Here is a 12,556-nt window from a genome sequence, read left to right as displayed (position 1 = left end):
TCCCGAAATTCGGTTCTGCTCCCGGATTTTGTGGCTTGTGGGATGCTGGACCCATGGACGACGGCCCAACCAGGGCCTGACGCCGACGACCAGGAGGGAGCATCATGGCCGACCGTGCACTGCGAGGCATGGGTTTGGGATCCAAGAGCTTCGAGGACGAAGAAGGCGTTGAGATGGCCGAACGCCAAGAGATTGGCTTCGACTGTCAGAACGGTCACCACTTCGACCTCACCTTCTCCACCGAGGCAGATCTGCCGAGCTTGTGGGAGTGCCCGCGCTGTGGCGCTGAGGCGCTGAGGAGCGATGGCACCGATCCTCAGCGGAAGAAGCAGAAGCCGCAGCGCACCCACTGGGACATGCTTACTGAGCGTCGCTCAATCCCCGAACTCGAGGAATTGCTTGCCGAAAGGCTGGAGGAGATCCGTAAGGGGGACTGATCCTCGGCCAGAGTCCTGGGGCGACACCGAGTCAGCGTGTCGTGGCCCCGAAGACCATGAGAGTGCCCCGCAGAGCTTCTCTGCGGGGCACTCTCATGGTCTCTGGTTTGGCCTCAGCGCTTCGAACGACGGTCCTTGGTGTCGCCAGCAACCTGCTCAGCCCGTTCTAGGGCGACGTGCCCGAGATCCTTGAGCTGGTGAGAACGGTAGTCAACCCCCCACAAGGTGGTGCGAAGCAGAGCCTCGACGACGATTTCCTTGCTCATCTTGGAGTTGCCGTACTCGCGCTCGATGAACTCAATCGGCACCTCGGCGACGGTCATGCCCTTCTTGAGGGTGCGCCACGTCAGGTCGAGTTGGAAACAGTAACCGGCCGAGGCAACCTCGTCCAGGCCGATTGTCCGCAAGGTGTTCGCGCGGAATGCGTTGAATCCACCGGTGGGATCCTTGACACCAATTCCCAGGCACATCCGGGTCCACAGGCCGCCACCACGCGAGATGAGCTCACGGTACTTCGGCCAGTTGACGACGGACCCACCTTTGACGTAGCGAGATCCCTTGACCATGTCGGCATGCTTGAGAGCCTCGAGGAGCAACGGCAGTTGCTCGGGTTGATGGGAGCCGTCGGCATCCATCTCGACGAGGACGTCGTAGCCGTGGTCCAAACCCCAGTGAAACCCGGCAAGGTAAGCGGAACCGAGGCCTTCCTTGCCCTTGCGATGCATGACGAGAACGTGATCGTCTGCAGACGCCAGACGGTCAGCGATCTCGCCGGTGCCGTCCGGAGAATTGTCGTCGGCGACGAGAACATCGACCTTCGGATTAGCGCGGCGGGTGCGCGCGACAATCGTCTCGACATTCTCCGCCTCGTTGTAGGTCGGAATGATGACGAGGACCTTGTCGAGCCGGACCTCAGTGTCGGTGGCGAACATTCCTCTCCGATCTGTTGTTTGCTTGTGCGAGCATATCGCGACGACGTCGAATCACCGACACCACTGCCGCGCCAGCCGCAACGAGAACGACGACGACCCGTAGCCACATCCCCATTCTCACGGCCAGCGTCAGCCCGGACTCCAGCGGAACCCGTACCGTGAAATTGGTGTGCGCTCCCTCTTCGGTACGCAGGCATACTGAGCCATCCGGATTGACCAACCCGGAAAAGGAATTTGTCGTTGAGACGATGATGTGTCTCCCAGTTTCAACCGCGCGCGCTCTGGTGATCTGCCATTGCTGGGGAGTTTGGGCGGTATCGATGAATGACGAGTTGTTGGATTGAACCGCGAGAATTCTTGCCCCATGGCGAACCGTGTCCGCGACAGTGTCGTCATAGGCAACCTCGAAACAGACCACCACACCGATCGGGACCTTCGTCCCAGAAATAGTTGAGTCGAGGACACCCGGAGTCGTTCCCGGAACGGACTGGCGTCCAATATTCTCCAATATGGGAATGAGCGGCAGGAAGAATGACCTGGCCGGAATCCACTCACCGAACGGCACCAAGTTGCGTTTGTGATAGATGGATGTCGGCTTGGGTGACGACGCCGGCCACCACATCGACGTCGTCTGGCGCTCGTCATCGCCGGGTCCGTCGGTCACTGCTCCCACGAGAATTGGCCGCTTCGAGATGGCCAGCGCCCCCATGACGATCTGGTGGCTCTTGACGTCAAGAACTGGATCGATGTCGGTGGAGTTCTCGGGCCACAGGATCATGTCGTGTGCGCCCTTGCCTGAAACCCGTTGCTCGGCGACGGCCATAATCGTCTGGGACAGATGATTGTCCGTGACGGACCGGGCATAGCCCATCGCGTAGGGACCGGCAGTACCGTCCACTCCCCCTTGGACGACGAGTACCCGAACGCTGTCATCATGATGAGTGACTCGTGTGGCGATCGTCCCTGACACGGTCGCCAGGACTGCGACGACGACGAGTTCTGCCATGAGGCCAACCGCATTGTGGACTCTCCTCTTTCCTCGGGCAGCGACGACACGCGCCAAGAGGGCTGCCGCCAGGGCGACAAGAAGACTCGTCCCCGTCGTCCCAGCCCACCTGAGGGCTCCGACCCATGGAGTGTCGACGACAGCCCAGGCCAGCCGAACCCAGCCGAACCCCCCAAGTGGGACCGCAGCGGCTCCCACTTCTGTGGCCGTCCAGACCATGGCCTGGAACAAAGGCGCACCGGGCAGGACACTGACGCAGCGGATGGCCCACCCGGCCAGGAGACACCACAACGCCATGACGGCAGTGAGAAGCACCGCCACCGGATGGCCCATGACGCCGACCCAGGCGATGGTGGTGGCGAACAGGCCGAGACCGAAGAGGTATCCTAGACCGGCCGCGGCACGGCCTGTCGTGGGACGGACGAGGAGGATGAGTGCGGCGAGTCCTGGAATGACGAGGATCCACCAATCCAGCGGCTGGAATCCAGTACCTGTGGCGGCTCCGGCGGCAAGTGCAGCCAGGCCGCGCAGCCACGACGTGCGCGAAAGGTGGGAGAGGTGTGTCACCGGGTACCCAGCATGCCGAGATCGTCGAACATGGTGTCGAGGACGACGACCGTTTCCGTCCCGCAGTGACACTCCTTGCGGATGCGGGTGACCAGTTGGTCGAGGTGACTGGTATTGGGTGCCTGAACTCTCGCCAGGTAGGAGGCTGCGCCAGCGATGGAGTGGCAGCCTCGCACCTCCGAGAAGGTCTTCAGGACGTCGGGGATCCTCTCGTCCTCCCCAGGATCGATGGGGTTGAGGAAGATGAAAGCCGTAATGCCTGCGCCGATGGCTTCCAGGTTGAGGGTGGCGTGGTAGCCGCAGATGATTCCCTTGGCTTCGAGCCTCTTGACGCGCTGCTGGGCGGCTGAGGTGGACAAACCCGTCTGATGTCCGAGCTCAGTCCACGACATCCGACCGTCTCCCTCGAGCAGACTCAGGATTTGGCGGTCGGTGGCTTCCAGGATCGGCGACCGATCTTCGTCCTCCTCGTTGTGGTGCTTGGTCATGAGTGGCTCCTCCCTGTCCCCGGTTCGGCCCAGTGGGATCTCAGCACGTGAATGGTGGATCCGGCGAGCAAATTCGGTGCCGCAGATGCTACTCGGGACGGGCGACCTCGGCCGTCGAGGCAGACTCTTTCGACAATCTCCAGGTCGAACTCGGCGAACCAGTCCTCGAGGTCTGCCACGCCGGAATACGACTGGTTGGGGGTGTCATGCCAGGAGTACGGCAGATCGTGGGAGGCCGGCATTCTGCCTCCGATGATCTTGAGCCGGTTGCGCCAGTACACGAAGTTCGGCACGAGCAGGATGAGCAGGGTGCCGATGCGTGCCATTTCCGCTAAGACGACGTCAGGAGAGACGACGGCCTGCAGGGTCTGCGACAAGATGACGACGTCGTAGGAGTCGTCGTGGAACTCCCCCAGGTCCTCGTTGAGATCCATCCCCAGCACCGGCACCCCCGCCGACATCGCGGTGGCGAGGGAGGGCTGATCCAACTCGACACCGGTCCCCAGGCAGTCTCGGGTGGTGATGAGGTGACAGAGCAAGGAACCGTCGCCACATCCAAGGTCTAGGACGCGGGAATGGGACGGCACGAGCGAGGTGATGATGCGTTGATCGGGACGGAGTGTCACAGCGTCGTCTCCCTCGTGCACAGGTGGCCGTCGAAGTGTGGTGCCCGCGGTGATGCCCTCATCGGCAACCGGTCGGCGGTGAGGAAGGCCTTGACGAGGTCGTGGTAGGGGTCGAGCTTCATGAGGAAGGAGTCATGACCCCACGACGAGGCAATCGTCGCGAAACTCACTGGTAGCCCTCCCCCCTCGAGATGACGGGCGATCCGGCGTGAGTGGGCCGGGGAGAATCGCCAGTCGGTGTCGAAGCAGATGACGAGGAAGTTAACCGGATCTGCCACCAGTGCGTCGGTGGCCCCGGCGCGACCGAACGGGTCGAAGTAGTCCATGACCCGAGTCAGATAGATGTAACTGAGTGGGTCGAATCGGGTGAGGAAGGCCTCGCCCTGGTGATCAAGGTATGACTCGACGGCGAAGTTGATGCCGAACCCGCGTTCCACCGATTCGGACTGACGAGACCGTCCGAACTTCTCGGCGAAGGCGTCCTCGGACAGATAAGTGATGTGAGCGAGCATCCGCGCGATCGACAATCCGGTGTTTGGGCGGACGTCGTCATAGGTGCCATCCGCAAAGGCTGGATCGCGTAGGATCGCCTCGCGTCCCACCGCGGAGAACGCGATGTTCTGAGCTGTCAACCCGCTCGACGAGGCAATGATGATGGCGTTGTCCAGGGTCGACGGGTACGTCAGCGACCAGTCGAGGGCCTGCATACCGCCCATGGAGCCGCCGACAACGGCGTGAAAGTGCTCCACACCCAGGTGCTCGGCGAGTCGCAGGTGCACTTCGACGAAGTCGTGCATGTCGATCTGAGGGAAATCGAGTCCCCAGCGTTTCCCGGTGTCCGGATTGGTCGACGCCGGTCCAGTTGTACCGGAACAGCCTCCCAGCAGGTTGGAGGCGATGACGAAGAAGCGGTCGGTGTCGATGGCGCGACCCGGTCCGATGATGTTGTCCCACCACCCTGGGCGATCCGCTCCCGGGTGGAAACCCGCTGCGTGGGCGTCTCCGGTGAGAGCGTGACAGATGTACACCGCATTGTCACGAGCTTCATTGAGAGTGCCGTAGGTCTCGTAGGCGACGGTGACGTGATCGAGACGGCCACCAGTGATCAGATGGAGAGGGTCGTCCGGCGTGGCAACCGTCGCGTACTTGGTCTCGACGGTCCCGACTCCGGGGCCTACGGGGCTGGTTCTGTGCGCTGGCAGACGGGGTGACATCGCGACCATTCTGCCAGTTCTCGTCGTCGTGCCCACCATGTGAAGGGTCCCAGCCACTACTCTCTTTGTCGTGCGCATGATGGATCAAGTCGGCCTTGAACGCGTCTTGCGGGGTGTGGCAGGCCAGCCGCGGGTCGTCTGTGGCGGTTCGGGAGCCACTCCCGTACCACTCCTGGGCATCATCGACCGGTGTGTCGAGACGTGGCGGTTGGTGTGCATCAATGCGCCAGTCGGTGTACCCACACGCAAGGACGTCGTTCACGAGACGATCTTCATCGGCCCGGGTAGTCGACGTGCCGAGAGCCTCGAGTACGTCCCCTGTCGTTTAAGCCTGGCACCGAGCCTCTACGAGGAGCGACTCGCGCCCGACATCCTCGTTCTGCACACCAGCACGCCACGCAATGGCACCGTGAGCATGGGTATTGAGGTCCAGGTGTTGCCGGCCGCCCTCGACGCGGCCAAGCGGCGAGGTGCTCTCATCATTGCCCAGGTCAATCCGAACATGCCCCATGTCCTCGGCGACGGGATCGTTGACGTCGATGACATTGATATCGGTGTTTTCGTCTACGCTTCTCTGCCAACTGCCTCCATGCCGTCCCCGGGTCCGCTGGCCCGCCAAATCGGTGACCGGGTGGCTTCTCGGATCCGTGACGGCGCCACCCTCCAGGTGGGGATCGGTGCGGTTCCTGACGCCGTCGTCGCTCAGCTGCCCGAGAACATCCACGTAGGCGTGTGGACCGAACTCCTCACCGACTCCATCCGCCTCCTGGACGATGCTCATACCCTGGACGATCGCGTCGTCACCGGCACCTTCGCGATGGGAACACCCGCCTTGTACGAGTGGATCGACGACAATCCGCGGGTGCGGTTGCTACGCTGCGAGACCACGAATGACCCCGGGACCATCGCTGGCCAACCCAAGGCCACCAGTGTCAATACGGCTTTGCAGGTGGACCTGTTCGGTCAGGTCAACGCAACTCGCGTCGGTACCAAGATCTATTCCGGGGTCGGTGGATCCACCGACTTCCTAGTGGGCGCCATGCACTCCCCCAGTGGTCAGGCCCTCATTGCCATGCGCAGTTGGCATCCGAAAGCCAACCGCTCGACGATCGTGGACGTGCTTGATTCACCGGTTTCGGCGATCCAGCCCTCGGTCATCATCACGGAGCAGGGCACGGCTGAGCTGTTCGGAAACTCCCAGAATGAGCAGGTTCGTCAACTCATCGAGAACACTGCCCACCCGGATGCCCGCGACCATCTCTGGCGGCGGGCCAGGGAGTTTGGGTTGGCCTGATCAGGCGTCGGGTACTTCGACGTCGAGGAGCTTGGCGAGGACCGTGATGACGCCATTCTCCTTGTAGGACGGAGCAACGTAGTTCGAGGCCTCAATGATGTCGGGATGGGCGTTGGCCATTGCGAAGGACCACTTCGCCAGCGGCATCATCTCAAGGTCATTGAGGAAGTCGCCGAAGATCGCCGTCTGATCCGGGGTGACACCCAGATCGGCCTGCACAGCCTTGACGGCACTGCCCTTGTTCACGCCGGGGTTCATGATGTCGACCCAGTTCGGGGTGGCAAGGATGACCTGGTGGTCAGGGGCGATGCGCTGCATCGTCGGGTGAGTGACCTCGGAGGCCTCGCCGAAGTCATAGATGGACAACTTGATGACGTCGCCGGTGTGCTCGGTGAGGTCATCGACGACGGTGTGGCTGTGGTAGTAGGTCGCGACGTGGGAGACAAAACGATCATCCCCGCGTTCAAGGTATGCGATGGACTTGGTCGCGACGACCAAACCGACGTCATGCCCATCTTCGGCGAGCCTTCGAACTCCCTCGATCACCTCGTGCGCAAGGTCGGGGTCGATGATCGATGAGGAGACGTCGGCGCCATCGCGGACGACATAGGTACCGTTCTCCGAAATGATTGGCATCCCGTCGAGGTGGGAATGAAACATCGTGGACAGGGTGGCGCACTGGCGTCCGGAAGCCGGTACGAAGGCGACGTCACGATCCTTCATGATCTCCAGAAGTGGCCACAGCTGGGCCGGGATGTTCCCCTCGCCGTCGAGGAGGGTGCCATCCATGTCGGAGATGACCAGTCGGAGATCGTCGGCGGGGGCAGGAAACGGGGTTGGCTTCGGCATGTCCACCCGCTCAGGATACCGATACCGGAGTGTGACAGGGCACGAAGACGACGAGCCCATCTGAGATGGCCGGGACCAGAAGCGCAGCACGCGCCCGGTGCCCGGCCCCAGCAACAACGAGCACCCTCCCGGAGTAGTCATGGGGGGAGGGACTCCTATCCAGAAATGATTAATGCCTGGTGAGAATCACCTTCTCACCAGGCATTTCGTCGGGCTGACAGGATTTGAACCTGCGACCCCTTGACCCCCAGTCAAGTGCGCTACCAAGCTGCGCTACAGCCCGATTGAATCGCTCGGCGATCCGGAGAAGTACACTAGCGTACTTCCGCTCCTGCAACCAAATTGGTCACTTCTTTCCGCGCCTCTCGCGTGGACGGATCTCGACGTGCACCGGTGATCCGGCGAAGCCGAAGTCCTCGCGCAGCCGTCTGATGATGAACCGCACGTATCCCTGGTCGAACATCCCTGAGGTGAACAGGGCGAAGGTCGGCGGGCAGGTGTGAGCCTGGGTACCGAAGAGGATCCTCGGCTGCTTGCCACCACGCACGGGGTGGGGATGTGCCGCCGCCAGACGTCCGAGGAAGGCATTGAGCTTTCCGGTCGAGATCCTCGTCTCCCAACCTGCGGCAGCCGTCTCGATGGCCTTTTCGAGCTTGTCGACGTTGCGACCCTTGAGAGCAGAGATGTTGACCCGCGGAGCCCAGGAGTAGGCCTGCACGTCACGTTCGATCTCGCGCTCCAGGTAACGACGACGCTCGTCGTCGGTCAGATCCCACTTGTTGTAGGCGATGACCATCGCGCGTCCGGCCTCTTCGACCATGGTGAGGATGCGCAGATCCTGGTCACTGATCGGCTCCGAGGCATCGATGACGACGACGCACACCTCGGCGCGCTCGATGGCCGCTTGGGTACGTAGGGACGCGTAGTACTCGTGTCCGGAGGCTTCCTTGACCCGCTTGCGCAGTCCAGCAGTGTCGATGAACTGGTACAGGGTGCTGCCAACGGTCACCAACTCGTCGACCGGGTCAACCGTCGTCCCGGAGACATCCGAGACTACTGCACGATTCTGACGGGCTAGACGGTTGAGAAGCGAGGACTTGCCGACGTTCGGCCTGCCGACGATGGCAACACGGCGCGGACCACCGGTCGTCTCGTAACTGGCCGGGCTCTCCGGCAGCACCTCGATGAGGGCGTCGAGAAGGTCACCCGATCCGCGACCATGCATGGCGGACACCGGGTGGGGCTCCCCCAGGCCGAGGTTCCACATCGTCGCGGCCTCGGCCTCACCACGCACGTCGTCAACCTTGTTGGCTGCCACGACGATGGGTTTGCGCGACTGTCTCAACACCTGGACGACGGCCTCGTCCTCGTCAGTCGTACCGACATTGGCGTCGACGACGAACAGCACCGCGTCGGCCGTCGAGATGGCCAGCTCAGCTTGCTCAGCGATCATGGCGGCCATGCCTGAGGCATCGGAGGCCCAACCACCGGTGTCTACGAGCACGAACTGACGACCGGACCACTCGGCGTCATAGGACACCCGGTCTCGGGTTACGCCGGGGACATCCTGCACAACAGCCGCTCGGCGTCCGAGGATGCGGTTGACGAGGGTGGACTTACCCACATTGGGCCGCCCGACGACGGCGACGACCGGCTTGGGAAGGGCTTCCTCGGTGCCGTCACTGGGGCCGTCGAGGAACTCGGGCGAGTCGGACATGAGGGCACACTCCTGCTAGGGGACTGAACCACGGTACACGCACTCGCGCCCGTGGGAATATCGTTCAGCGCAGCGACTGAGGAACCAGGCCGATGACGGCGTCGATGACCTGCTCCAGATCGAGATGGGTGGAGTCGACCAAGGTCACCCCTTCAGCGGGCTGCTCAAAGGTGGACACCGTCGAGTCGTCACGGTCACGACGCACGATCGAGTCGATGACCTGTTCCATGTCGACCTTCTCCCCCAACTCAGCCTGACGACGCGCGATGCGAACGGCAGGATCGGCGACCAGGAGCACTCTCACCTGGGCGTCGGGGCACACAACCGTGGTGATGTCGCGACCTTCCATGACGATGCGTCCGCAGTTGGCCGCGATCTGGCGCATGCGAGCGGTGAGGGCGTCTCGAACAGGCTGAATGGTCGCAACCGCAGACACCGTGGCACTGGTCTCCGGATACCGGATCTCCTCGGTGACATCGTCACCGTCGATGACGACGAGGTCGTGGTTGGCAGAGGTGTCAATGTCCAACCGGCAGGTACGAGCCACCTCGATGGCGTCGAGCGGATTGGCCTTCGGATCAATTCCAAGATGGGCAACACGACAGGCCACCGCGCGATACATCGATCCGGTGTCCAGATGGGCCACGTCGAGTCGATTGGCAACCCCGCGAGAGGTCGACGACTTACCGGACCCGCTGGGCCCGTCAATGGCGATGACAAGAGGTGAGGGTGACACGTTCTGCCTGCCTTTCGATGACGATCCGACCAGGCGAGACTATCGGCATCCACCGACAAGGGTCAGGAACGCACCGACCAGCCATGATCGCGCATTGAGGCCCTCAACTGCTCCGCACGATCCGGGGCGACATCGATGGACAGGAAACCAACCTCACGAGCCGGATCATGCTCCACCGACAGGTCCTCGACATTGACCCCAGCAGCCTCGACATCAGCAAACAACCTGGCCAGGCCACCAGGCGCATCGGGAATCTCGACGACGACGACGCTGATCTCCATCATCTGGTGGCCATGCTTACCGGTGATCTTGCGTGCCCCCGACTGCCCGACGCCCAGGAATTCCTCCAGACGGTCCGGGTCGTCCAGACGAGACAGCAGGTCGTCAAGATCGTCACGAATGGCTTCCAGCTGACGACGAACCTCAGTGCGATTGGAGTTGAGGATCTGACGCCACATGGTGGTCTGGGAACGAGCCACTCGCGTGATGTCACGGATCCCCGATCCTGCCAGCCTGAGATGTTGAGGACGAGCATGTCGCAGATTGGCCGCCGTGAGGATGCTCATGAGGTGAGGAAGGTGGGACACCTCGGCGACGGCTCGGTCGTGCTCGTCAGCATCCATGCTCACCACACGAGCGCCGCACGTCCTGGCCAGAGCAATGACCTGCTCGACGTCATCATGCCGGTTGTCAGTACGGGGAGTCACCACCCAGGTGCGGTCGACGAACAGTTCGTCGGAAGCTGTCAATGGGCCTGTGTACTGAGTGCCAGCCATGGGGTGTGAGCCGACATACCTGGTGACATCGACATCTCGACCAGCTGCCAAGTCGATGAGTTCGGCGAGCACCGCTCCCTTGACCGACGCGGTGTCCGTGACGACGGCGTGGGGATGACGGTTGAGGCGCTCGACGATGGTCGAGGCGACTGCGGAGGGTGGGGTTGCCACCACGACGACCCGATACGCATCGTCGTCGAGGCCGTCCAGCTGGCCTGCGCCACGTCCGGCCGCCACCAAGGCGTTGCCGCGATCGATGTCCCACAGGTGGACGTCAGCCCCCGCGGCGACGAGGGCTTTCCCGACTGACGCACCGATGAGTCCTGCACCGACGACGAGAATGGGACCCCTCAAGGCCAGTGCAACGTCCTCAGGACTCGTCACTGTCAGCCTCCAGCACGGTGGCAGCGTCGAGACGGCGGAAATGACGTCGGGTCGAGGCGTGGCGATCGAGTAGTCCCACTTCGATGCTCTCTGGTTCGGCGTCAAGAACGCTCATCGAAGCCCGAACGACCTCAGACACCGACACATGGTCCGGCAGGTCGAAAGACTTCTCAGAAGCCACTCCCATGAGAACGGGATCAGTGCTGGCACGCACGGTCCCGTCGAAGTCAATGGTGTATAAGCGATCCTCGGAAGGGACGAGGCCGAGCTCTGCCACCGTCACCTGGACCTGATAGGGCTTGATATCAGGGCAGGTAAAGACCTTGCCGATAATGCGGGAATACATGCTCGCCAAGCTGCGTCCCGTGACGTCGAGTCGGTCATAGGCGTAGGCACGAAGGTCGGCGAAACGGATGCCCGCCACCCGCAGGTCCTCGGCCTCATGGAAGATCCCGACCGCGGCAAAGGCGAGCCGATCATGGATCTCGGAGATCGACCTCATACCCCTGGGAAGATCTGCACCACGCTGACGGGCAACCAACGCAATGCCCTCCGCGCAACGAGCGACAATGACGCCGTCGCCTCCATCACGGATCGAATCAGACACGAAACTGGCCCGGTCGGCCACCCACTGACTCGGTGGAACGTAGGCAGGAATCGTCATGACTGGACCTCCTCGTGCTCCGCCTCGGCAGTGATCTCGTCGACGACCCGCTTCGCCAACACCGCGACTTCCTCGGTGGGAATCCGCGTGACACCGGTGGAATCGGCATGGGCAACGGTCGGGTACAGACCACGAGACAGATCAGGTCCCGACAGCGCCGAAGTGGTGCTGTCACTGATGGCGGTGTGCAGGGCGCGAATCGCGAGCATGATGGCTTCGTCGCGATCCATCCCGGGGCGGTAACCGTCATCGAGGACATCGGTGGCGAACAGAGTCCCGGACCCGACGCAGGCGTGGGCGTGCTTCTCGGTGCGTCCACCCGTTCCGTCATAGGAAAAGATGCGTCCGCGGTGAGCGAGGTCATCCCACCCGGCCAACAACGGCGTCACAGCCATCCCCTGAGCCATCATTGTGCCGTTCGAGCGCACTAGACTCGACAACCTCGCGGCTCGACCGTCCATGCTGATCCGTTGCCCCTGGATCTTCTCGAGGTGATCAACCTCGGCCTGGAAGAGACGAATCATTTCCCCCGCGAGACCCGCTGCGCCTGCAATTCCGATCACACAGCGATCATCGGTACCGAGGATTCGGTCAATATCTCGCTGATCTGGGTGCCGCGTCATCGCCGATCCGAGATCGGCGGCGGCTATCACGCCCCCGCTGCAACGGATGGCCAGCACCGTTCTGCCGTGCCTCGACAACTCAGGAACACTGGTGTCCACCGTCGTCGGAGGCAGCAGCTCAGGGGCCACACGCCTCAGGAACAGTGCAAACGAATCGGTGGTTGAACTCGATGTGAGGTAATCCTCATCGAGATCGGACAGCGACAGTGGCATGACCCTCCTCGTCACGGATGCACTCGGGAT

At 62.4% G+C, this 12,556-nt stretch carries 13 protein-coding genes and 1 tRNA gene; 2 read left to right on the top strand and 12 right to left on the bottom strand.

What is annotated here, in order from left to right; all coding sequences use genetic code 11:
* Positions 1-104 precede the first annotated feature (104 nt).
* Positions 105-437, top strand: coding sequence for an RNA polymerase-binding protein RbpA (locus ACP8ML_RS06220; protein WP_004811252.1), 333 nt, complete (start codon positions 105-107; stop codon positions 435-437).
* Positions 438-550: 113 nt separating this feature from the next.
* Here ACP8ML_RS06220 and ACP8ML_RS06215 read toward each other — a convergent pair whose 3' ends face one another.
* The 5 genes from ACP8ML_RS06215 to metX are packed head-to-tail and all read right to left on the bottom strand — an operon-like array spanning position 551 to position 5,279.
* Complete coding sequence (locus tag ACP8ML_RS06215) at positions 551-1,369, bottom strand: polyprenol monophosphomannose synthase (protein WP_117189106.1); 819 nt, start codon at positions 1,367-1,369, stop codon at positions 551-553.
* Entirely contained in the window at positions 1,350-2,942 is a 1,593-nt protein-coding gene (gene lnt, locus ACP8ML_RS06210; protein ID WP_065672789.1) for an apolipoprotein N-acyltransferase, read from the bottom strand. Before lnt ends, ACP8ML_RS06215 begins: the two co-directional genes overlap by 20 nt.
* Positions 2,939-3,430, bottom strand: a complete 492-nt coding sequence (locus tag ACP8ML_RS06205; protein ID WP_117189104.1) for an Lrp/AsnC family transcriptional regulator — start codon at positions 3,428-3,430, stop codon at positions 2,939-2,941. Before ACP8ML_RS06205 ends, lnt begins: the two co-directional genes overlap by 4 nt.
* On the bottom strand, positions 3,427-4,077 hold the full coding sequence (gene metW, locus ACP8ML_RS06200; RefSeq protein WP_117189102.1) for a methionine biosynthesis protein MetW: 651 nt from the start codon (positions 4,075-4,077) through the stop codon (positions 3,427-3,429). Before metW ends, ACP8ML_RS06205 begins: the two co-directional genes overlap by 4 nt.
* Positions 4,053-5,279: a homoserine O-acetyltransferase MetX gene (gene metX, locus ACP8ML_RS06195; protein WP_171048556.1), complete on the bottom strand. Its 1,227-nt coding sequence runs from the start codon at positions 5,277-5,279 to the stop codon at positions 4,053-4,055. The genes metW and metX overlap by 25 nt, the downstream gene beginning before the upstream one ends.
* A gap of 67 nt (positions 5,280-5,346) precedes the next feature.
* Between metX and ACP8ML_RS06190 the strand changes: the two genes are divergently transcribed.
* A complete protein-coding gene (locus ACP8ML_RS06190) occupies positions 5,347-6,564 on the top strand; it encodes an acetyl-CoA hydrolase/transferase C-terminal domain-containing protein (RefSeq protein ID WP_117189100.1) in 1,218 nt (405 codons plus the stop codon).
* On the opposite strand, the gene ACP8ML_RS06185 is transcribed toward ACP8ML_RS06190, so the two are convergent.
* The 7 genes from ACP8ML_RS06185 to prcB all read right to left on the bottom strand — a co-directional run bounded on the left by ACP8ML_RS06185 (position 6,565) and on the right by prcB (position 12,526).
* The gene (locus ACP8ML_RS06185) at positions 6,565-7,413 is read right to left on the bottom strand and encodes an HAD family hydrolase (RefSeq protein ID WP_065672785.1); all 849 of its coding nucleotides are present in this window, start codon (positions 7,411-7,413) and stop codon (positions 6,565-6,567) included.
* A gap of 209 nt (positions 7,414-7,622) precedes the next feature.
* Positions 7,623-7,696, bottom strand: a tRNA-Pro gene (locus ACP8ML_RS06180).
* A 63-nt stretch (positions 7,697-7,759) separates the two neighbouring features.
* A complete protein-coding gene (gene der, locus ACP8ML_RS06175; protein ID WP_065672784.1) occupies positions 7,760-9,130 on the bottom strand; it encodes a ribosome biogenesis GTPase Der in 1,371 nt (456 codons plus the stop codon).
* 64 nt (positions 9,131-9,194) lie between these two features.
* Positions 9,195-9,866 (bottom strand): (d)CMP kinase, encoded by a 672-nt coding sequence (gene cmk / locus ACP8ML_RS06170; protein WP_081302575.1) that lies wholly within the window; start codon positions 9,864-9,866, stop codon positions 9,195-9,197.
* Between the two features lie 62 nt (positions 9,867-9,928).
* Positions 9,929-11,092, bottom strand: a complete 1,164-nt coding sequence (locus ACP8ML_RS06165; RefSeq protein WP_260186314.1) for a prephenate dehydrogenase — start codon at positions 11,090-11,092, stop codon at positions 9,929-9,931.
* Positions 11,013-11,690 carry a proteasome subunit alpha gene (gene prcA / locus ACP8ML_RS06160; RefSeq protein WP_065672782.1) on the bottom strand — a complete coding sequence of 226 codons (678 nt, stop codon included), beginning with the start codon at positions 11,688-11,690 and terminating at the stop codon, positions 11,013-11,015. The genes ACP8ML_RS06165 and prcA overlap by 80 nt, the downstream gene beginning before the upstream one ends.
* Entirely contained in the window at positions 11,687-12,526 is an 840-nt protein-coding gene (gene prcB / locus ACP8ML_RS06155) for a proteasome subunit beta (protein ID WP_065672781.1), read from the bottom strand. Before prcB ends, prcA begins: the two co-directional genes overlap by 4 nt.
* Positions 12,527-12,556: the final 30 nt, after the last annotated feature.

The organism is Cutibacterium sp. LaCa_255 (assembly GCF_057458005.1).
This window is presented reverse-complemented; position numbering and strand designations above follow the sequence as displayed.